Origin of the sequence: Bacillus sp. B.PNR1, from assembly GCF_030386235.1 — a bacterium.
GTDB classification, from domain to species: Bacteria; Bacillota; Bacilli; order Bacillales; family Bacillaceae; genus Bacillus; species Bacillus stercoris.
This window is the reverse complement of record NZ_JANYMN010000001.1, coordinates 696,665-717,360: the sequence shown is the minus strand read 5'-3', so window position 1 is coordinate 717,360 and position 20,696 is coordinate 696,665. Positions and strand designations below refer to the sequence as shown.

At 45.0% G+C, this 20,696-nt stretch carries 22 protein-coding genes; 9 read left to right on the top strand and 13 right to left on the bottom strand.

Annotated elements, in window-relative coordinates; genetic code table 11:
* Positions 1 to 112: 112 nt before the first annotated feature.
* Complete coding sequence (locus NZD81_RS03950) at positions 113 to 451, bottom strand: YolD-like family protein (protein WP_136654184.1); 339 nt, start codon at positions 449 to 451, stop codon at positions 113 to 115.
* Positions 448 to 1,686, bottom strand: coding sequence for a DNA polymerase IV (locus NZD81_RS03945; RefSeq protein WP_282372578.1), 1,239 nt, complete (start codon positions 1,684 to 1,686; stop codon positions 448 to 450). The genes NZD81_RS03950 and NZD81_RS03945 overlap by 4 nt, the downstream gene beginning before the upstream one ends.
* Positions 1,687 to 1,851: 165 nt before the next feature.
* Between NZD81_RS03945 and NZD81_RS03940 the strand changes: the two genes are divergently transcribed.
* A complete protein-coding gene (locus tag NZD81_RS03940) occupies positions 1,852 to 2,058 on the top strand; it encodes a YqzH family protein (RefSeq protein ID WP_003226541.1) in 207 nt (68 codons plus the stop codon).
* Positions 2,059 to 2,157: 99 nt separating this feature from the next.
* Here the strand turns inward: NZD81_RS03940 and NZD81_RS03935 are convergent, their stop codons facing one another.
* Positions 2,158 to 2,457 (bottom strand): hypothetical protein, encoded by a 300-nt coding sequence (locus NZD81_RS03935; protein ID WP_282372581.1) that lies wholly within the window; start codon positions 2,455 to 2,457, stop codon positions 2,158 to 2,160.
* 120 nt (positions 2,458 to 2,577) lie between these two features.
* On the opposite strand from NZD81_RS03935, the gene NZD81_RS03930 reads away from it, so the two are divergent.
* On the top strand, positions 2,578 to 3,810 hold the full coding sequence (locus NZD81_RS03930; protein WP_282372582.1) for an MDR family MFS transporter: 1,233 nt from the start codon (positions 2,578 to 2,580) through the stop codon (positions 3,808 to 3,810).
* A gap of 50 nt (positions 3,811 to 3,860) precedes the next feature.
* Positions 3,861 to 4,019, top strand: coding sequence for a hypothetical protein (locus tag NZD81_RS03925; RefSeq protein WP_041521369.1), 159 nt, complete (start codon positions 3,861 to 3,863; stop codon positions 4,017 to 4,019).
* Here NZD81_RS03925 and NZD81_RS03920 read toward each other — a convergent pair.
* The 5 genes from NZD81_RS03920 to NZD81_RS03900 form a co-directional block, all read right to left on the bottom strand.
* Positions 4,016 to 4,402, bottom strand: coding sequence for a VOC family protein (locus NZD81_RS03920; protein ID WP_172640350.1), 387 nt, complete (start codon positions 4,400 to 4,402; stop codon positions 4,016 to 4,018). The genes NZD81_RS03925 and NZD81_RS03920 overlap by 4 nt on opposite strands.
* A 4-nt stretch (positions 4,403 to 4,406) precedes the next feature.
* Complete coding sequence (gene coaA / locus NZD81_RS03915) at positions 4,407 to 5,366, bottom strand: type I pantothenate kinase (RefSeq protein WP_003245966.1); 960 nt, start codon at positions 5,364 to 5,366, stop codon at positions 4,407 to 4,409.
* 71 nt (positions 5,367 to 5,437) lie between these two features.
* A complete protein-coding gene (gene dsdA / locus NZD81_RS03910; protein ID WP_282372583.1) occupies positions 5,438 to 6,787 on the bottom strand; it encodes a D-serine ammonia-lyase in 1,350 nt (449 codons plus the stop codon).
* Positions 6,788 to 6,861: 74 nt separating this feature from the next.
* A complete protein-coding gene (locus NZD81_RS03905; protein WP_040082706.1) occupies positions 6,862 to 7,641 on the bottom strand; it encodes an SDR family NAD(P)-dependent oxidoreductase in 780 nt (259 codons plus the stop codon).
* A 5-nt stretch (positions 7,642 to 7,646) separates the two neighbouring features.
* Positions 7,647 to 8,606 (bottom strand): MBL fold metallo-hydrolase, encoded by a 960-nt coding sequence (locus tag NZD81_RS03900; protein ID WP_103032304.1) that lies wholly within the window; start codon positions 8,604 to 8,606, stop codon positions 7,647 to 7,649.
* A gap of 402 nt (positions 8,607 to 9,008) precedes the next feature.
* Between NZD81_RS03900 and proC the strand changes: the two genes are divergently transcribed.
* Complete coding sequence (proC, locus tag NZD81_RS03895; RefSeq protein WP_069839174.1) at positions 9,009 to 9,842, top strand: pyrroline-5-carboxylate reductase; 834 nt, start codon at positions 9,009 to 9,011, stop codon at positions 9,840 to 9,842.
* Positions 9,843 to 9,874: 32 nt separating this feature from the next.
* On the opposite strand, the gene NZD81_RS03890 is transcribed toward proC, so the two are convergent.
* Positions 9,875 to 11,509 (bottom strand): M20/M25/M40 family metallo-hydrolase, encoded by a 1,635-nt coding sequence (locus tag NZD81_RS03890; RefSeq protein WP_289859650.1) that lies wholly within the window; start codon positions 11,507 to 11,509, stop codon positions 9,875 to 9,877.
* Between the two features lie 172 nt (positions 11,510 to 11,681).
* On the opposite strand from NZD81_RS03890, the gene namA reads away from it, so the two are divergent.
* Positions 11,682 to 12,698 carry an NADPH dehydrogenase NamA gene (gene namA / locus NZD81_RS03885; protein ID WP_282372592.1) on the top strand — a complete coding sequence of 339 codons (1,017 nt, stop codon included), beginning with the start codon at positions 11,682 to 11,684 and terminating at the stop codon, positions 12,696 to 12,698.
* Positions 12,699 to 12,807: 109 nt separating this feature from the next.
* Complete coding sequence (locus NZD81_RS03880) at positions 12,808 to 13,569, top strand: alpha/beta fold hydrolase (RefSeq protein WP_014664515.1); 762 nt, start codon at positions 12,808 to 12,810, stop codon at positions 13,567 to 13,569.
* 43 nt (positions 13,570 to 13,612) lie between these two features.
* Here NZD81_RS03880 and rpmG read toward each other — a convergent pair whose 3' ends face one another.
* Together rpmG and rnz are read right to left on the bottom strand one after the other, a co-directional pair.
* Positions 13,613 to 13,762 (bottom strand): 50S ribosomal protein L33, encoded by a 150-nt coding sequence (gene rpmG / locus NZD81_RS03875; protein WP_003226511.1) that lies wholly within the window; start codon positions 13,760 to 13,762, stop codon positions 13,613 to 13,615.
* A 79-nt stretch (positions 13,763 to 13,841) separates the two neighbouring features.
* Entirely contained in the window at positions 13,842 to 14,765 is a 924-nt protein-coding gene (rnz, locus tag NZD81_RS03870) for a ribonuclease Z (RefSeq protein ID WP_282372593.1), read from the bottom strand.
* Between the two features lie 226 nt (positions 14,766 to 14,991).
* Here rnz and zwf point away from each other — a divergent pair, with 226 nt between their 5' ends.
* A complete protein-coding gene (gene zwf / locus NZD81_RS03865) occupies positions 14,992 to 16,461 on the top strand; it encodes a glucose-6-phosphate dehydrogenase (RefSeq protein ID WP_040082697.1) in 1,470 nt (489 codons plus the stop codon).
* Between the two features lie 122 nt (positions 16,462 to 16,583).
* Here zwf and gndA read toward each other — a convergent pair whose 3' ends face one another.
* Both gndA and NZD81_RS03855 read right to left on the bottom strand, forming a co-directional pair.
* The gene (gene gndA / locus NZD81_RS03860) at positions 16,584 to 17,993 is read right to left on the bottom strand and encodes an NADP-dependent phosphogluconate dehydrogenase (RefSeq protein ID WP_014664518.1); all 1,410 of its coding nucleotides are present in this window, start codon (positions 17,991 to 17,993) and stop codon (positions 16,584 to 16,586) included.
* Between the two features lie 109 nt (positions 17,994 to 18,102).
* A complete protein-coding gene (locus tag NZD81_RS03855; RefSeq protein WP_282372594.1) occupies positions 18,103 to 19,347 on the bottom strand; it encodes a DNA polymerase IV in 1,245 nt (414 codons plus the stop codon).
* Between the two features lie 72 nt (positions 19,348 to 19,419).
* Here NZD81_RS03855 and mifM point away from each other — a divergent pair, with 72 nt between their 5' ends.
* Positions 19,420 to 19,707 carry a membrane protein insertion/folding monitor MifM gene (gene mifM, locus NZD81_RS03850; RefSeq protein ID WP_080478337.1) on the top strand — a complete coding sequence of 96 codons (288 nt, stop codon included), beginning with the start codon at positions 19,420 to 19,422 and terminating at the stop codon, positions 19,705 to 19,707.
* Between the two features lie 30 nt (positions 19,708 to 19,737).
* On the top strand, positions 19,738 to 20,565 hold the full coding sequence (locus NZD81_RS03845; protein ID WP_014664521.1) for a membrane protein insertase YidC: 828 nt from the start codon (positions 19,738 to 19,740) through the stop codon (positions 20,563 to 20,565).
* The last annotated feature ends 131 nt before the right edge of the window (positions 20,566 to 20,696 follow it).

Genomic DNA, 20,696 nt, shown 5'->3' with positions numbered 1-20,696 from the left:
TGCCTGGCTGGAATTGTAAATGCCTTCTTTCCTGTATCATACGTTTCCAGACTGCCGAGGGAACAATATTTGATCATTTTACACATTTCTCCCCCAAGCAGGAGGAGAGACTTTACAGCACAATATCAAGCACTTGATCAAGTTTCAGCTTATAAAGCTGTTCCTCATCTCCTTTTATCCATACTGCTTTTTCAAACTCTTCATACCGGCAGATTTTCCCGGTGCAGCAGACAATTTCACCATCCTGAAAGCAGCTGACAGTGATATCCTGAGCAAACTCCATCGCGGTGCAAAGCGTTTGATTCATCTCTTCCAGCTTATCGGGATCAAGGGTCGGCTTTTGCAGCTTCTGTTTATGCCGCTTTCTCTCCAGCAGGCTTTGCTTATGTTCCGGCAGAAACATCCTGCTTCCTTCCCACAGCAGGTTGCCCCTTTTTAAATGATCGTTCATTTATAGTGCCCCCCTATTTTAGCCGCACGTTCAAATGCCTGGCCTGCCGCTGTCAATGACGCCGCCCTGATGATTGCTGTATCGCCGAATCGATTTTTAATGCCGTCCATCACATAGCCTAGGCTCATTTTCTTTGCATAATCCTGAAATAAATTGAGCTGCCATATGTCATCAGATGAGAGCTGAGACAGATTGACACCGAGGCGGCGGACGGGTTTCCCGTCCCAAAATGTAAGAAACAGCCGGCATACAGACTCATATACATCTTGCGTAGAATTAGTCGGTTCCGCCAGCTTCACTTGCCGATTGAAGCCCGTCGGCCAATCAAAATCAGCACCCCGGCAGCTCACTGACACCGTCTGCCCCATTACCCCGGCGTTTCGACTTCGCCTGCACACTTCTTCACTCAGCTCCAGCAATACGACCTTGATTTCTTTGTCAAAGTGTTCGTAGTCTCTCGGGAGAGTCATTCCATGGCCGATCGCCTTTTGCCCGTCTAGAGATGAAGTTGATACAGGGGAATAGTCAATTCCGTTTGCCGTCATCCACAGCACGTGGCCGTTAATGCCCCATTTCTTTTTTAAAAGATCGAGCGGAAAAGCCGCGAGCCCGCCGATCGTGCTGATGCCCATTCGATTTAAATGATGCTTCATGCGGCTCCCGACGCCAAACATGCTGCCCACCGGGAGCGGCCACATTTCGGTTTTTATATTTTCTTTCGTTAAGGTAAAAATACCGTTCTTATTCTTTTTGGCAAAATTGTCACACGCAATTTTGGCCAGCGCTTTGTTAGGGCCGATTCCAACCCGCGCATAAACGCCGATCTCCCGCATGATTCTGCCCTGAATGCTTTTCGCGATCTCCATCGGCGTCCCAAACAGCTTCTGGCTGCCTGTAATGTCCATGAACTGTTCATCGATGGAATAAGGCTCCACAAGGTCTGTATACTCCTCTAGAATAGCCGTAATTTGCAGTGATACATCAATATACCGCTGCATACGCGGCCGGAGCACAACAGCCTCAGGACACTTTTCCTGTGCCTCCAACAGCCGTGAAGCATTCACCACACCTTTTTGTTTCGCCAGCGGGCAGGCAGCCAGTACAACTCCGCCCCTTTTTTCAGGATCCCCCGAAACAATGACGGGCTTATTTTTCAAATGTGGATTTTCCGCTTTCTCTACAGATGCATAAAACGATTGCATGTCAACGAGAAAAATCACTTTTTCTTTCATCATACACACCTCTAAAAAGAACTTATGTTCGTTTTTCATTATATGCGAAAGTATGTTCGTTTTATACTGGTAAATGATTCTTGTCTGACAGAAAATATGATCCAAGGGTTTGAGAGAAGAAAAACATTTAGTAGAATAAAAGCGAAGCATAAGGATAGGAGAGTCATAATGGAGAAATTTGTTGAAAAAATGATGGGACAGGCACTGCGTCAATACGGCAGAAACGTTGCTATAGATCCGTTAAGCCCGTATGAAAAACAAAGCCTGAAAGCAGCTCTAGAAGAGAGACGGAATGAAGAACCAGATGAGGATTTGCATGCGCATATAGAAGATATCATTTATGACTATGTCACAAACCAAGGCCTGTTCTCTTAAACGTATGACTGCCAGTACTTTCAGCCGCTGATGCGGCTTCCCTTTGAAAACACCGCCTGATATAACAAAGAAACAGTCTCAAAGCCATACGACAGCCCTTCAATGCTCGCTCAAAACGGAATAAGCTGTCCACGATTGCCATCCTTGATTCAACCGAAGAGATTCGCTCTCTCTTCTGTCATGCGGCATGACGGTTTTCCGCGTACTTCTTGATCTCATATCCGGCTTTGCTGCCGATATGCTCCGGCATCCCGGCGGCTTAAACTCCTTTACTGTTTCAAACAGACACCCTCCTGACCAATCGCTTTGCTTTTCATCGGATATATCGTGATCTTCCTTCTCATCACCCTCAATTTCAATAGTAGCCATGTACGCCGTCAACACATAATGTATTGCCATCCATACAATCCACAGACATACGACGTGTCAATAACGAAATATTTTGAATCATCTATTGGATAAGGGAATTTTTTCATATATGATAGAGAAAGATCTTACATACAGGAGAGAATATAATTCATGAAGCAATGGAAAGATATCCACCCGATCAGCTGGACAATTATAATCGGAACCATTTTTGGCAGAATGGCAACATCGATGAGCATTCCTTTTTTAGCGATTTATTTGACAGCCGTCCAAGGTGCATCAGCTTCCTATGCAGGGCTGGTCATTGCCGCAAGCTCCTCAGTCGGCATCCTCGCAAGCTTTTACGGCGGATATATCTCCGATAAATTCGGCAGAAAAAACATGATGCTTGTGTCCATTTTTGGATGGATGCTGGTATTTATGGGGTTTGCAGCAGCATCTCATCTCTGGGTGTTTTTTGTAGTCAACGCATTAAACGGCCTTTGCAAATCACTGTTTGAGCCCGCTTCAAAGGCTTTGCTGTCTGATATGACAGAAGAAAAAACAAGACTGCTTGTTTTTAATTTACGCTATGCAGCTATTAATATCGGCGTTGTCTTCGGACCCGTGCTAGGCCTGTATTTCGGCTCATCGCAATCGACCACGCCCTTTTTGGTGCCTGCAGTCATTTACGGACTATACGGACTTGTGCTTGCCAGCCAATTTAAAAAACATCCTTCTTTATCAGCATCAGACCAGTCCCGACATATGAGCGTAAGGGAAGCGTTTATGGTCACACAAAAGGATTATCTTTTTACAATTGCTTTGGTTGGCATTACGCTATGCACCTTCGGCTACTCACAATTTAGTTCCACATTCCCTCAGTATATGGCGCAGAACCCCTTGATCGGCAATGGAACGAAGCTGTACGGACTGATGCTGACATTAAACGCAATCGTTGTGTTGGCGACGCAATTCCCCATTGTCCATTTTGCAAAACGTTTTTCGCCGCTTTGCTCTCTGATACTCGGTAATGTGATGGTTAGTATCAGCATGGCCATTTTCACCGTATCACACGGTGTTTCATCACTTGTGATGATTGTCATCACTTTTACAATCGGCGAAGTGCTTTTGTTCTCTATGATGGATTTGTTTGTAGACCAGATTGCAAAACCAGGATTAAAAGGCACTTATTTCGGGGCAATCGGTTTTTCCCAGCTCGGAAACGTCATCGGCCCCTGGGTCGGAGGGATATGTATAGACCTGTTTGGCGCTGGCCGGCCAATTTTTATTTTTTCTGTCCTGAGCGGCATTACCCTGCTCGGACTGCCATTTTTAGCGGTCGCCTATCGGCAGATGAAAACGGCAACCACAAAACACGGTGCCCGTCTGGAAAAGCAGCTTTAAATAATAAACGGGAGAAAATGAATCTCTCCCGCAAACATGAGGTGAAGAACATGAATATAGGCGATGTGATGTTTCAGCTGTTTGTATTTATCCTATTTGCCGCAGTCATCTTTGCGGCTGTTACAGGCTTCAAGTATGCGAAAAACCGAAAAGCGCAGCTGGATCGCATTGAGAAAAAGCTAAACAGCCTGTCCAAAGATCACGATTAACAGCTTGGGGCAACGAGCTCTACCTTAATCCGGTCCGGATCCTCACAATAAACTGCATAATGCCCGTCTCCTCCGGCAAAAGGATGTCTGTCTCGGTACAACACACGATAGCCTTTTGCTATTAATTTTTCGGTCATCTGATCAACTTGCTGCTTGGTTTCAGCATGAAATGCGAGATGGTTCAGACCGACTCGGCATCTATGGTATTCCGGCTCTAGAAAAGGCTCTTTCGCCTGCACAATTACTAGGTAAAAACCATCTTTCTTCCAACTGATGCCTGAGCTCCATTTTTGGTACTCTTTATAGCCAAGTTCTTTTAAGAACCAGCCCCAAAACCGCCTTGACGTCTCCAAATCAGAGACATACAGTTCCAGATGATGCACAGTTTCATACCCTCCTTACCAGCACTTCCTCGACCTTATGCCCGTCTCCCTTACGCAAAATGAGATCTGATCTGAATTTAGTCGGCAGGATATTTTCATATAAATTCGGCCGGTTAACACTCTCCCAAATCGAGGCTGCCATCTCGTCAGCCTCCTGATCGGACAAGTCTTTAAATTTATGAAAATATGAATCAGGATTTTGAAAAGCAGTTTCCCGAAGCAGACGAAAACGCTCCAAATACCAAGTGAAAATCCGGCTTTCCTCCGCATCCACATAAATCGAAAAATCGAAGAAATCGGAAACAAAAATACGCGGGTTTTCCCGGTCATCCTCCAAGGTGGGGGACTGAAGCACATTAATGCCCTCAATAATCACAATATCCGCCTGCTCTACAACCTCGAACACACCTTCCTCGCGGTCATAGGTTAGATGGGAATACACCGGGGCCTTTACGCTGTCCTTTCCTGATTTTAAGTCATTCAAAAATTCGAGCAGCGCCTTTACATCATAGCTTTCAGGAAACCCTTTTCTTGACATCATATTTTTCTTTTTGAGCTCAGCAGTAGGAAATAAAAAACCATCTGTTGTGATAAGGCTCACTTTGGGACGGTCAGGCAAACGCGAAAGCAGCTTCTGCAAGATCCGCGCCGTCGTGCTTTTTCCAACTGCGACACTGCCGGCGATGCCGATAATAAACGGGATTTTGGCTGAATGAGGGTGCTTCAAAAAAACATTGACATGCTTATTGCGTTCAGCAGCAGACTTGACATGCAAATGGAGCAGCCGAACAAGCGGAATATAGATCGTTTCCACTTCTTCAACAGATAGATAATCATTGAGCCCTTCCACCGCTTTTGCCTCTTCTTCAGATACAGCAATCGACAAATGTCCCCCAAAACCAGACCAAGACTCTCGATTGTGCTGTGTATATAAAGTATGTAAGTTAAGCTCTTTATTTTTCACTGTTTACACCTGACTCTCTGTAGGTTAAAACCCTTACAAAGATTGTAACGGAAAACCTTTTCACTGTCTGCTTATTTTTTCATTTCGTTTTTTAGCAAATCAGCACCGATTCGGTTATACGCAGCCATTTCCTCTTTTGGAACCATGCTTCCTCCCGTTCCCCAGACGATATGTACGGCATGCTCCATATTATATTTCTGACTATAGCGCCTTCCCTCTTCTGTCGAATAAAGTTGAACTGGCCCCAACATGCCGGCAAGAGCAGATGGCTCTAAATATTGATTTTCAGATACAGCCAGCATATGAAGCAAAGTATAAAGCATATTGTCCTCTACCGTATAACAGCCGTTCAGAAGCGGTTCAACCAGCTTGCCGACAAATCCTGACGGCCTCCCTACGGCAAGTCCGTCAGCAGCCGTCCGATTATCCAGACCGATATCCTGGACGGAGATCTGCTCGTGAAGTCCTGAATAAAGCCCTAACAGCATACACGGTGACTGAGTTGGTTCTGCGAAAAACACGTGAACATGATCTCCGTATAAAAGCTTCAGCCCAAAGGCTACACCACCCGGTCCTCCGCCGACTCCGCACGGCAGATACACAAGCAAGGGCGTTTCGAGACTTGGCTGTATATTCATATTGTCAAGCTGTGTTTTTAATCGGCTTGCAGCAACAGCATATCCTAAGAACAGCTGACGAGAATGTTCATCATCAATAAAATAACAGAATGGATCTTGTTCCGCCTGCCGTCTCCCTTCGTTCACCGCTTCACTGTAATCTGTTTCGTACTCCATAACAGTGACACCCTTTTGGCGGAGGAGATCCTTTTTCCACTGCTTAGCATCGGCCGACATATGCACTGTCACGCGAAACCCGAGTGCCGCGCCAATGATGCCAATGCTTAAACCCAGGTTTCCTGTTGAACCGACAGCAATCGAATAGCGGGAGAAAAACGCGGCAAACCGGTCTTCCCGTAAGATGCGGTAATCATCGGTTTCCTGAAGTATTCCTTCTTGAAGCGCCAGATCTTCTGCATGCTTTAATACTTCATAAATCCCGCCCCGCGCTTTAATCGATCCTGAAATCGGAAGTTCGTGGTCGCACTTTAAAAGCCATCTTCCCGGGAATGGCTGCTGATATGCCGCTTCCAGCTTTTCCTTCATATACTGCATCTCAAAAAGCGGAGACTCGATGATCCCTTTAGCTCCTTTCGTCTCAGGAAACACCTCGGCAATATAAGGGGCAAAGCGCCGCAGTCTTTCTTCCGCTTCCGCGATCTCGGTTGCCCACTCATCTGCATGGGGTAATGGCCGCTTCTCTTTCTTGCCTGAATTTGCCCAGAATACAGGCTCTGCATCAATCAGTTTCTGAATAAACGGATCTTTGAGCAGAACATGAAGGACATCTGAATGAATTGACATTCAACAATCTCTCCCTTCCACTATCAAAAACTGCCTCGTGAGCAACAATCATTCCACCACAGGCAGTTCCATCATTATTTTTTCATGAGCACGCGTCCTGCCAGCTTTTCAACGAGAGCTGGAAACAGCTGATACAGCTTAGTGCCGGCATTCATTAAACGCGGAAGATTGATCTCCCGTTTGTTCGTAAAAATTGCAGCTGTAATTTGAGCTGCCACGTCATCAGGATCAAGCATCCAGCGGCCGACATTTTTGACGTAGTCCCCGCCTTTATCAGCAATGGAAAAAAAGTCCGTCTGAATCGGTCCTGGATTGACTGTTGTCACATAAATGCCGGTTCCCGACAGCTCCATCCGCAAAGCATTTGAGTATCCTAGCACGGCATGTTTTGTCGCGGAATACAGGCTAGACTTCGGTGTTGCGATTTTCCCCGCTTGAGAGGCGATATTGATGATATGGCCCTTTTTTTGCTCAAGCATTTGCGGGAGCACCGCTTTTGTACAGGCGACCAGGCCGAACACATTTACATCAAACATTGCTTTCATGTCTTCCAATGTCGAGTCTAAAACCGTTTCAAATATACCGAAGCCCGCATTGTTGATCAGAACATCAACCGAGCCGATCTGATCACGGACCCGGGCGATATCCTCTAGGCGGCCGACATCCAGAGGAAAGATCTCACACTGTCCGCTCCATTCCTCGGTTATTTTCCTTTTGATTTCTATTAAACGATCCTCACGTCTAGCCGACAGCAGGACATGGGCTCCTTCAGCCGCGCATAAGTATGCGATTCTTTCTCCAAGCCCTCCTGAAGCACCGGTTATCCAAATCCTTTTTCCCGCTATATGTTTCACCCATTTCACCTCTTCATTGTTCTAAAGTATGCGATGTTTCCTTCCCAATATGACGTGATGGCTTCTTCAGCCTCCAACACATCAAGATGCCCTGCCGTTTCTGACATTGTTAAAAACAATTCCTTTTCATATACAGCAGGAAAAAGCTGCTGACAGACCTGAAAAGCGGTCATCGGCTTTTCAGCCAACATGCGACGCACATCCTCCGTTCGATTCCTCTGCTTGTCAAAACGCTTCTCAATCAGCGCTTGGACACTGGTGATTGGCTCGCCGTGACCAGGAAATACGATTGTTGGCTCAAGTTGAGACAGCCTGCGCAAAGACCGCTGATAATCCACTAAAGGCTTTGACCTGACGTCTCCCGCTTTCGGCGCTTCTATAATCGGATTAGACGAGCTGTTGGCCAGCAGTAGATCTCCGCCAAGCATCCTTCCGCTTTTTTCATGGAAAAGAACGATATGCGATTCAGCATGTCCAGGCATCTCCAACACAGACCAGCCCTCAAGCCCGTCAATGCCCATACCTTCACTGATTGTTTTTGTCAGAGATCTCGTACAGGAAAATGCATACGCTGACCGAATCAGCTTTTCCGCCTTCCCCGTATCAAATGGAACGCCTAATTCAGGCAGCAGCTTTTGAAAAAAACGTTTTTGCCAATCCATAAAGGCTTGATTTCGGCTGATATAAGGTTCGTTGAAGGCATGCCCAATCACTTCGATTTCATCTGAAAAGACATCAAGCAAGCCTGCATGGTCAGCATGATGGTGAGTCAGTACAACCTGCTCGATATCTGACATTTTCACATTTACAGCAGCAAGCTGCTCTTGTAAGGCGCTGGCAGCCTCTTTTGTATTCGGCCCGGCATCGATAAGTGTCAGCGCATCACCTTTTACGAGGTAAACGATAACATCGCCGACAGCAAACGGCGTCGGGATGCGGATCGCAATTACATCTTCAGTTGTCATCCTTTCGCTCCTTGTCTTCATTCATTATTCATATTTTAGCTTTTTCTCGGTCTTATGTCATTATTGCTGAATGAGAACAGACCTTTTTGAAAAAGCTATTGACATTAGCTTGTCCGCCATTGCATAATGAACAACAAACTAAAACGAGAACATTGGAACGCTATGACGAGGAATAGTATACAAGGCAATGGCCTAAGAGAGCGATACCCCCGGCTGAAAGGTATTGCGGCCCGCTTGTTTGTAGAACCTGCCCTCAAGTCGCGGTTAGGAAAACCTAAACGTTTCCCGCGTTACGGGATTTGAGCTGAGCACAATTTGTGCTAATGAGGGTGGTACCGCGAACCTTTTCGTCCTTTACGTGATGAAAAGGTTTTTTGTTGTTCTGATAGAAGGAGGATATCAATGAAAAAAATAGGATTTGTCGGCGCCGGGTCAATGGCTGAAGCAATGATCAACGGTATTTTGCAAAGCGGCATCACAAAATCAGAACATATCTATATTACAAACCGCTCAAATGACGAGCGTCTGATTGAATTAAAGGAAGCGTATGGCGTGCGTCCATGCAGAGATAAAAATGAGTTTTTCACTCACACCGATATCATCATCCTCGCTTTCAAACCGAAAGACGCGGCGGAAAGCATCGACAGCATCCGGCCGTATCTCAAGGACCAGCTGGTGATTTCAGTACTTGCAGGCCTTACCATCGAAACCATTCAGCATTATTTCGGCAGAAAGCTGGCTGTCATTCGCGTCATGCCGAATACATCAGCGGCAATAAGAAAATCAGCAACCGGATTTTCCGTAAGCGCGGAAGCAAGCCAAGACGATATTGCTGCTGCAAAGGCTCTATTGGAAACAATCGGCGATGCCACACTGGTTGAGGAGCGTCACCTTGACGCCGTCACTGCAATCGCAGGCAGCGGCCCGGCCTACGTGTATCGTTATATTGAGGCGATGGAAAAAGCGGCGCAAAAAGTAGGATTAGATAAAGAAACGGCAAAAGCACTCATTTTGCAGACAATGGCAGGGGCAACTGATATGCTCCTTCAAAGCGGCAAACAGCCTGCACAGCTGCGCAAGGAAATCACCAGTCCTGGGGGCACTACAGAGGCAGGCCTTCGTGCTTTACAGGACTCCCGCTTTGAAGAAGCGATTATTCACTGTATTGAAGAGACCGCTAAACGGAGCGCAGAAATCAAAGAACAGTTTGCCGGAGCGGCTTTAGAGAGGCATTAGACAGAAGGATAGGGCCTTCTGTCTTTCTTTTTCTACAGCTGCTGGCCGGCTGTTTCCGATTGCTTTAATAGTGCGGAGATCGTAAATGAAAGCAAATCGGGAAGCACTTCAAAGGAATAAGGCATATACAATCTTTCCGTCCATTTGTGCGGGTCTTTGCCAGCCGGACCGACATTTAAAACGGGGACATATAAAGCCTGTTCTTTGCCGCTTGGCAATGAATATCCTCTATTAAAGAGCGGCATATTGCTTGTGTATGCGTCAACCTCCTGCTTTTCCAGCTGAAGATAGCTCAAGTCCGATAGTCCGGGAAAGTACTGAACCTCCCGCAACGCAATGCCGTATCTGTTAACCGCATACTGCATAAGCTGATCAGCTGTATGTCTAATCAATTGATCGTCCTTTGACGAAACGGCCGGATAAAACGGCGGACTATAAAAAAGAACAATAAACGGGGCATCCTCCTTACAAAGCGAAGCAATCTCAGAAACAATTTTCGTCGAAAAATCCCTGTCTCCAAGCTCCCCCCTGTTAGCAAAGGCATAATTAAGAGCTCGGTCTGTTTCCGAAATTCCAGCACGTTTTTTTGCACGCGCGACCAGCTCATCAAATGTCAAAACAGTGACGGCCCGTTCAATCGGCTGAAATGGCTCAAATTGCTGAAAACTCTGTGTTTTCTTCCGAACGTTCGACATGATTTCCTCCGCCGCCTGTTTTGCGGTTTTCAGCAGCATCTGGTGCAGCTCACTAGCCGAGCGTCTCATTGACAGCACATTAAATAATGTGACAGCTGTATGCGGTGTCTGAACTGAATATGCCTCTTTCAAGTCCTTTTGCATTAAGTTTACCGGCGGCGGAGTGACCTCACCATCAACCTTTTCACAATAATCAGCATTCAGTTCAAGCAAACGGTTAATCTCAGATACCATTAAATTCGCGTTTAGGCCTGAAAACGGCTCTCCGACATGTGTCTCAATTCCCTTGCAGAAAAATCCCGCAAGCACCTTGCCAATGCTTCCTGTATAAAAATATTGCTGCTGGTCGCTGGGGAATTTTTCAAACATCGGTTCAGCATTCAGGCAAGCGGTTAATGTGATATCATGCTTTTTCTCCATTTCCTTCAATACAGGAACCGCCTCAATCATGCCTCTTGAATTCACTTCCTCGTCCGGAACTGTTATCAACAGCAGATTGCCCTCAAAATGGCCGTTCATTGCCCGCTCCAGCATCGACAACTGAACACAAAGCCCCGCTTTCATATCCATCGTCCCTCTGCCAAACAGCCAGTCTCCGCTTTCAGCATCTCTTCTCACACGTTCAGGAAGCAGCTCTTTTTTCTCTAAAAAGGAACTCAAAAGCTCAGCAGGCTTGCAAGCCATATGTTTAAATTCTCCGTAATCCTCTATGTCAACAACATCAAAATGACTCAACAGTAGCACTGTCTTTTTGACTTTCTTCTTTTTGACTAAAGCCGTAAGAAAAGATCTGCCATCGTCCATCGTATGAAGAGTTACATCATCTGGATGTTTTTGAAAATAAGGCTTGTCTTTCAAAATAAAATAAAGATATTCCGCAAGTGCTGCCTCGCCCTTCGAACCAGTGATGCTTTCGTATTGCACAAGAGAAGTTAAAAGTCCTCGCAATTCGTCCTTCGTCTGCCAATTCATCGATTTCCGTCCCTCCTATGAATAAAAACGCTGATAAACTGAAAAATAAAATGATTTCTTGTCTATTATACAGAAATGTTTGACAAAAACGGTTCTTTTGAGCAGTTTATATGACGCGAAAGAAATGACTTGATATAATCAATCTCTAAAAACCTTACGGGAGGCGAAAGAAATGCCCAGAAAATTATTCACACCTATTACAATTAAAGATATGACATTAAAAAATCGCATTGTTATGTCGCCAATGTGCATGTATTCTTCTCATGAAAAGGACGGAAAATTAACGCCGTTCCACATGGCGCATTACATATCGCGTGCAATCGGCCAAGTCGGACTGATTATTGTAGAGGCGTCAGCAGTTAACCCTCAGGGTCGAATCACAGACCAAGACTTAGGCATTTGGAGCGACGAGCATATTGAAGGCTTTGCCAAACTGACTGAGCAGGTCAAAGAACAAGGTTCAAAAATCGGCATTCAGCTTGCCCATGCCGGACGTAAAGCTGAGCTTGAAGGAGACATTTTCGCTCCATCGGCGATTGCGTTTGACGAACAATCAGCAACACCAGTAGAAATGTCAGCAGAAAAAGTAAAAGAAACGATCCAGGAGTTTAAGCAAGCGGCTGCCCGCGCAAAAGAAGCCGGCTTTGATGTGATTGAAATTCATGCGGCGCACGGATATTTAATTCACGAATTTTTATCTCCGCTTTCCAACCATCGCACAGATGAATACGGCGGCTCACCTGAAAACCGCTATCGTTTCTTGAGAGAGATCATCGATGAAGTCAAACAAGTATGGGACGGGCCATTATTTGTCCGTGTATCTGCTTCAGACTATACAGATAAAGGATTGGACATCGCCGATAACATCGGTTTTGCAAAATGGATGAAGGAGCAGGGTGTTGACTTAATCGACTGCAGTTCAGGCGCCCTTGTTCACGCAGACATTAATGTATTCCCTGGCTATCAGGTCAGCTTCGCCGAGAAAATCCGTGAACAGGCGGACATGGCGACTGGTGCCGTCGGCATGATTACAGACGGTTCAATGGCTGAAGAAATTCTGCAAAACGGACGTGCCGACCTCATCTTTATCGGCAGAGAGCTTTTGCGGGATCCATTCTTTGCAAGAACCGCCGCGAAACAGCTCAATACAGAGATTCCAGCCCCTGTTCAATACGAAAGAGGCTGGTAATGCCTATGAGAGATATCCACTGCCGGATATCTCTTTTTTTATTTTTAGAGAAACGATCGGCTAATGTTCTCCGTCTCCCTAGTAGAACCAATTAGAGGAGATGACTCCAATGAAATCAGCTTGGATGGAAAAGACATATACAATTGACGGATGTGCGTTTCATACACAGCACCGGAAAGGAACAAGCGGTGTAACGATTGTCTTTGAGGCCGGCTACGGTACTTCTTCTGAGACGTGGAAACCATTAATGGCGGACATTGATGATGAATTTGGCATTTTCACATATGATCGGGCGGGCATAGGGAAAAGCGGGCGAAGCAGAGCGAAACGAACAGCTGAACAACAAGTGAAAGAATTGGAGAGTTTGCTTAAAGCAGCAGATGTAAAACCTCCTTATCTGGCTGTTTCACACTCATACGGAGCTGTCATCACCGGCTTATGGGCCTGCAAAAACAAGTATGATATTATCGGCATGGTCCTTCTTGATCCAGCTTTAGGAGATTGCGCCAGCTTCACCTTTATACCCGAAGAGATGCACAAATCATATACGAGAAAGATGATGCTTGAGGGCACACCTGCAGAATTTTCAAAAAGTCTGCAGGAGCTCAAACAGCGGCAAATCCATTTAGGAAACATGCCTCTCCTTGTATTGTCATCAGGAGAACGGACTGAGAAATTCGCTGCTGAACAGGAATGGCAAAACTTGCACAGCAGCATATTGTCTCTATCCAACCAAAGCGGCTGGATTCAAGCTAAAAACAGCTCCCACAACATCCATCATGATGAACCTCATATCGTTCATTTGGCTATTTATGACGTATGGTGCGCAGCGTGCCAGCAGGCTGCCCCTCTTTACCAGGCAGTCAATTAACGTAAAAAAAGACCGGGCCGTAAGAGACGCCCGGTCTTTTTTGTTATTTTGTTTCACGGTGAAGGGTATATTTCTTCAGACGCGGTGAATATTTTTTCAGCTCCAAACGATCTGGATTGGTGCGTTTATTTTTTGTTGTGATGTAATTTCGGTCTCCCGTTTCAGTGCAAGCTAAAGTAACATTGACTCTCATCGTTCACATCTCCTTTTCAAAACGTAATGATTACGCTTTATTATACAACGTAATGGCAAATTGTCAAATAAGTATGCCTTCAGCCTCGCGGGATGGGTACCTCTAAGAAATCATATGCCGCCACACTATTTGGGAAAACGTCAACCGCTTCTTTTTGAAGCTCCAAAGAGGCATCTCCCTGATATCTTGCGCTGATATGGGTTAAAATGAGCTGCTTTGCTCCTGCTTCTTTCGCTGTTACAGCCGCTTGTTCCGTTGTGCTGTGATAATAATCATAAGCCAGTTTATGATCTTCCTTAGCAAAGGTTGCTTCATGAACAAGCACATCACAATCTCTTGCAAGCTCTTTTAGTTTGTCGCTAACTCTCGTATCTCCGGAGAACACAACAGATCTTCCTTTTTTGGGAGGCTCCAGAAAATCACTCCCATTGATGATGCGTCCGTCTTCAAGCGTTACCGTTTCGCATTTTTTGATTTTCTGATACACGGGTCCGGGCGGGATGTTCATTTCTTTTAATACATCCGCCTTCAGGGCACCCGTTACGTCTTTTTCCTGCACACGGTACCCGAAGGCTTCTACGCCATGAATAACAGAAACCGCTTTGACAATAAACTGATCGTCTTCAAACACGATTCCTTCTTCAATTTCCTGGACCGCAAGCGGATATGTCAAATGGGTTTTCGTGACGGCAAGGCTTGTTTCAATAAACGCTTTGATCCCTTTAGGTCCGTACACTGTCAGCTCGTCCTCTCCGCCTTGAAAGGAACGGCTCCCCAGAAGCCCCGGAAGTCCGTATACATGGTCACCATGCATGTGTGTAATAAAGATTTTCTCTATTTTACGAGGTTTAATCGTTGTATGTAAAATTTGATGCTGTGTGGCTTCCCCGCAGTCAAAAAGCCATACCGAACGCCTTTCTTCAAGCAATTTCAATGCGATAGAGGTGACGTTTCTCGTCTTGGCGGGAATGCCGGCTCCCGTCCCTAAAAAAAGTAATTCCACGTTTCCTTCCTCCTACTAGAACCAGATACCTACAAGAATACAGGATCAAGCGCAAAATGTGAATCTTGCCTCTCAAAAGAACAATCCTTTCGTGCTAGAAACATTTTTTCAGCATTCTGCTTAAAAAAGGGCTTAAATGTTTGCTTTCGTTGAATTTTAGATTTAAAATGAAGGAAATATACGGGGTGTACTAAAATAAAGCTTCGAATAAAGTGAGGTACTTTTAGTGAAAACAAACCAACAACCAAAAGCAGTAATTGTCATATTCGGTGCAACTGGAGATTTAGCAAAACGAAAATTGTATCCGTCTATTCACCGTCTATATCAAAACGGACAAATCGGAGAAGAGTTTGCAGTGGTAGGAGTTGGAAGAAGACCGTGGTCTAATGAGGATCTTCGCCAAACTGTTAAAACATCCATTTCCTCATCTGCAGATAAGCATATAGATGATTTCACGTCTCATTTTTACTATCACCCGTTTGACGTGACAAACCCTGGTTCTTATCAAGAGCTTAACGTATTGCTTAACCAGCTGGAAGATACATATCAAATCCCGAACAACAGAATGTTCTACTTGGCAATGGCTCCTGAATTCTTTGGAACAATTGCAAAAACATTAAAATCAGAGGGTGTAACAGCTACAACCGGCTGGTCCCGCCTTGTCATCGAAAAACCGTTCGGCCATGATCTGCCAAGCGCACAGGCATTGAATAAAGAAATCCGCGAAGCATTTACGGAAGATCAAATTTACAGAATCGACCATTATCTAGGCAAACAAATGGTTCAGAACATTGAAGTGATTCGATTTGCCAATGCGATTTTCGAACCGCTTTGGACAAACCGCTACATCTCAAACATTCAAATTACGTCTAGTGAATCACTTGGCGTAGAAGACCGTGCAAGATATTACGAAAAATCAGGCGCCCTGCGCGACATGGTGCAAAACCATATTATGCAGATGGTTGCCCTCCTTGCAATGGAGCCGCCGATCAAATTGAACACAGAAGAAATCCGCAGCGAAAAAGTGAAGGTGCTGAGAGCACTGCGCCCTATTGCAAAAGATGAAGTGGATGAGTACTTTGTGCGCGGACAATATCAAGCCGGTGAAATTGACGGTATGCCTGTTCCTTCTTATACAGAAGAAGATAATGTCGCTCCTGACTCCAATACAGAAACCTTTGTTGCCGGCAAGCTCTTGATCGACAACTTCAGATGGGCTGGTGTTCCATTCTATATCCGTACCGGAAAACGAATGAAAGAAAAGTCCACAAAAATTGTCGTTCAATTTAAGGACATTCCGATGAACCTGTACTACGGCAATGAAAACAACATGAATCCGAACTTGCTTGTCATTCATATTCAGCCTGAAGAAGGCATTACACTTTACTTAAATGCTAAAAAGCTTGGCGGTGCAGCACACGCGCAGCCAATCAAACTCGATTATTGCAGCAATTGCAATGACGAGTTGAACACCCCTGAAGCATATGAAAAACTAATTCACGACTGTCTTCTTGGCGATGCAACAAACTTTGCACACTGGGATGAAGTTGCCCTTTCTTGGAGCTTTGTCGACTCCATTTCTGAAACATGGGCAGCAAACAAAACCTTATCTCCTAACTACGAATCAGGCTCAATGGGACCGAAAGAATCAGATGATCTTTTGGCGAAAGACGGCTTGCACTGGTGGAATATATAATAAGAAAAGAGCCGAAAATGCTTGTGAGCATTTTCGGCTTTTTTGCAGCTGCCACAGAGGTATAGCACTCTCTTTAATAACAAAACCCCCCGAAGCTCTTGAGGTTCGGGGGGTTCTATTGATTACTTCATCCATTCAGTATGGAAAATACCTTCTTTATCAGTACGCTCATACGTATGAGCGCCAAAGTAGTCACGCTGTGCTTGGATTAAGTTTGCAGGCAGTACGGCTGTACGGTAGCTGTCATAATAAGCTAATGCGCTTGAGAATGATGGCACCGGCACACCTTGGGCAACTGCAAGTGAAATCACCTGGCGAAGCGCTCCTTGGTAGCTTTCTGCAATATTCTTGAAGTAGCTGTCAAGAAGCAGGTTGTCAAGCTCAGGCTCGCGATCGTAAGCTTCTTTGATCTTCTGAAGAAACGCTGCACGAATGATGCAGCCGCCACGGAAGATCATAGCGATTTCACCATATTTCAAATCCCAGTTATATTCTTCAGAAGCAGCTTTCATTTGGGCAAATCCTTGCGCGTATGAGCAGATTTTACTCATGAACAACGCTTTTCTGACCGCTTCAATCAGCTCTTCTTTATTTTCCGTAACAGGCTTCACTTCCGGTCCTGAAAGAAGTCCGCTCGCTTTCACACGCTCTTCCTTCATAGCTGAGATAAAACGCGCGAATACAGATTCAGTAATAATCGGAAGCGGAACACCTAAGTCAAGTGCGCTTTGGCTTGTCCATTTTCCTGTTCCTTTTTGCCCTGCTTTATCGAGAATCACATCAACAAGCGGTTTGCCTGTCTCTTCGTCTTTTTTCGTGAAGATGTCAGCTGTAATCTCAATCAGGTAGCTGTCAAGCTCTCCTTTATTCCATTCAGCGAAAACTTCATGAAGCTCATCAGCTGAAAGGCCCAGCACCTGTTTCAGAATGAAGTAAGATTCAGAAATCAGCTGCATATCTCCATATTCAATACCGTTGTGCACCATTTTTACATAATGGCCGGCACCATCAGGACCGATATATGTCGTACAAGGTTCTCCGTCAACTTTTGCAGAAATGGCTTCAAGAATCGGTTTCACAAGCTCATGTGCTTCTTTTTGTCCGCCAGGCATGATAGAAGGCCCTTTAAGCGCCCCTTCTTCTCCGCCGGAAACGCCTGTTCCGATAAAATGAATACCGCTTTCAGCGAGTTCTTTGTTACGGCGCTGTGTATCTTTATAATATGTATTTCCGCCGTCAATTAAAATATCATCCTTCTCTAGATGAGGAAGAAGAGATTGAATTGTCGCATCTGTTGCAGTTCCCGCTTTAACCATTAATAAGATTTTGCGCGGTGTTTCCAAGGATTGGACAAATTCTTCAATGCTGTATGTGCCAACAACATTTTTTCCTTTTGCCTCTTGCAAAAACTCCTCAGTCTTACTGCTAGATCTGTTGTAAACAGAAACAGAAAATCCCCGGCTTTCGATATTTAAAGCCAGATTTTTACCCATGACCGCAAGTCCGATAACGCCGATTTGTTGTTTTGACATATTCTAACGTCCCTTCTGCAAACGTTTAATCATTTTAAAATTTAAATTAAAATAAAATGATATTTATAATAAAGAAATTACCATACTTTCACCCTTTTTTTCAAGCGATTCAGCTTTTCTTTTCATCCTGAAAAAAATCTTTATTAAAGCTTGTTCCCTTCGTTTTGCTCTCCTCTTTTTTTAACCTTGCACCTTTTCTGATCAGTTTAGATCCGTACTTTTCATTCAGCTTTTCCATTATCTGCTGAATGGGCTCATCCCTCGCATCCTCATTAAAGCTGAACAAATCGAGCTGCTTATAGGCCTGCTCTTTTTCTACCAAATCGGTTCCGGTAATGCCAAGCAGCCTGACAGGTTTTTTATTCCAGTGCTTAAAAAAGAGGTGCTCTGCTTCTTTCAAGATTTCATTTTTTTGATCAATCGGATTTCTCAGCGTGATGCTTCTCGTAATGGTTTTCCAATCCGCATATCTAATCATAATAAATAGCTTTGAAGCCATGACTTCCTTGCGCTGTAAACGGTCACTCACGGAAGCGGCAAGTTTTCTGAAAACGCCTAACAGCTCCTCTTCATCACTGGAATCATGTGAAAGTGTCGATGAGTTGCCGACGCTTTTAAATTCGTAAATGCGCTCCGGGTCAACCGGCGCATGGTGAATGCCGTTTGCTTTATTTTTAAGGCGCGGACCGTTGATGCCAAGCAGGCGCTTCAGCGAGTGTTCATCAGCAGCAGCTAGCTCTCCGATTGTATGAATACCGAGTCCTTTCAGTTTTTCCGCTGTCTTATTGCCAACTCCGTGCATCTCTCCAACAGGAAGCGGCCAAAGGATGTCGGGCACTTGCCTCTTTCTTAAAATCGTAATTCCAAGCGGTTTTTTCATATCAGACGCCATCTTAGCGAGAAATTTATTCGGCGCGATTCCTATGCTTGACGGAAGCAGCAGCTCTTTTTGCAATCTGCTTTGGATTTCTTTTGCCGTCTCCAGCGCTCGGCTGCTGTATGGTGTATCGGTCATGTCCATATAGCCCTCATCAATGGAGACAGGCTCCACCAGGTCAGTATATTCACGGAGAATAGTAAACATGGCTCTGGAAGAGTTTCTATAGCGGTCAAAATTCGGCGGAAGAACGATGAGCTCTGGACAATGGCGCTTCGCTTGCCAAACCGGCATTGTTGTTTTGACGCCGCGCGCCCTTGCTTCGTAGCTGCATGTCACCACAATGCCCTTTCGCTCCTTTACGTTTCCGGCAACTGCGACCGGCTTTCCCCGGAGAGCCGGGTCATATGCCATTTCAACCGATGCATAAAAGCTATTCATATCAATATGGAAAATAATTCGGCTCTTTCCCGGCATAAACAAATCTCCTTTTCGTTCATTAGACAACGGCTTGTACATATAGTAAAATGAAGGTACTGAATGGATGTGATTAAAATGTTTGTGGAATCGATAAATGACGTTTTATTCTTAGTCGATTTTTTCACAATTATTCTTCCTGCTCTGACGGCAATCGGGATTGCATTCCTCTTACGAGAGTGCCGTGCCGGCGAGCATTGGAAATCCAAACGAACAGATGAACATCAGACAGTCTTTCACATTAACCGAACAGACTTTCTTATTATTATATATCATCGCATTACAACTTGGATACGTAAAGTCTTCCGCATGAATTCGCCTGTGAACGATGATGAAGACGCCAGTTCTCTTCTTTTATAAACCGCATTTATAAAAAGGAGGAGAACAAAATTGCTAAAAACATATCAAAAACTTATGGCTATGGGTATCTTTTTGATCGTATTATGCTCGGGCAATGCTGCCTTCGCGGCGACGAATCAGGTGGGAGGCCTCAGCAACGTAGGGTTTTTCCACGATTATTTAATCGAACCGTTTTCCGCGCTGCTTAAGGGGGTTGCCGGGCTGTTTCATGGAGAATACGGACTCTCTATTATTCTCGTAACGATTATTGTGCGTTTGGTTGTACTGCCCTTGTTTGTCAATCAGTTCAAAAAACAGCGTATGTTTCAAGAAAAAATGGCGGTTATTAAACCTCAGGTTGACAGCATTCAGGCCAAACTGAAAAAGACGAAGGACCCTGAAAAGCAAAAAGAGCTGCAAATGGAAATGATGAAGCTGTATCAAGAGAACAACATCAATCCGCTTGCCATGGGATGCCTCCCAATGCTGATTCAGTTTCCTATTGTGATTGGATTTTATTACGCGATTCGCTCCACACCTGAAATTGCGTCACACTCGTTTTTATGGTTCAGTTTAGGACAATCAGATATTCTCGTGTCTCTTAGTGCGGGAGCTATGTACTTTATCCAGGCCTATGTCGCCCAAAAACTGAGCGCGAAATATTCCGCTGTCCCGCAAAACCCTGCGGCGCAGCAATCCGCAAAATTGATGGTGTTCATCTTCCCAGTGATGATGACGATTTTCTCGCTTAATGTCCCGGCAGCGCTGCCGTTGTACTGGTTCACAAGCGGGCTATTCTTGACAGTCCAAAACGTCGTCCTTCAGATGACGCACCATAAAAATAAAAAAACTGCCGCTCTTACTGAGCCGGTGAAATAATGAAGCAACCCCGCGCGACAAGCCGGGGTTGTTTTTTTGTTGCTTGCGAAGCATTCACCGCGCAGGCAGCCTCTTTTGTTATGGCTGAAGCAGAGATGGCCATCCTAAAAAAACAGCGGTCTCGTTTAAAA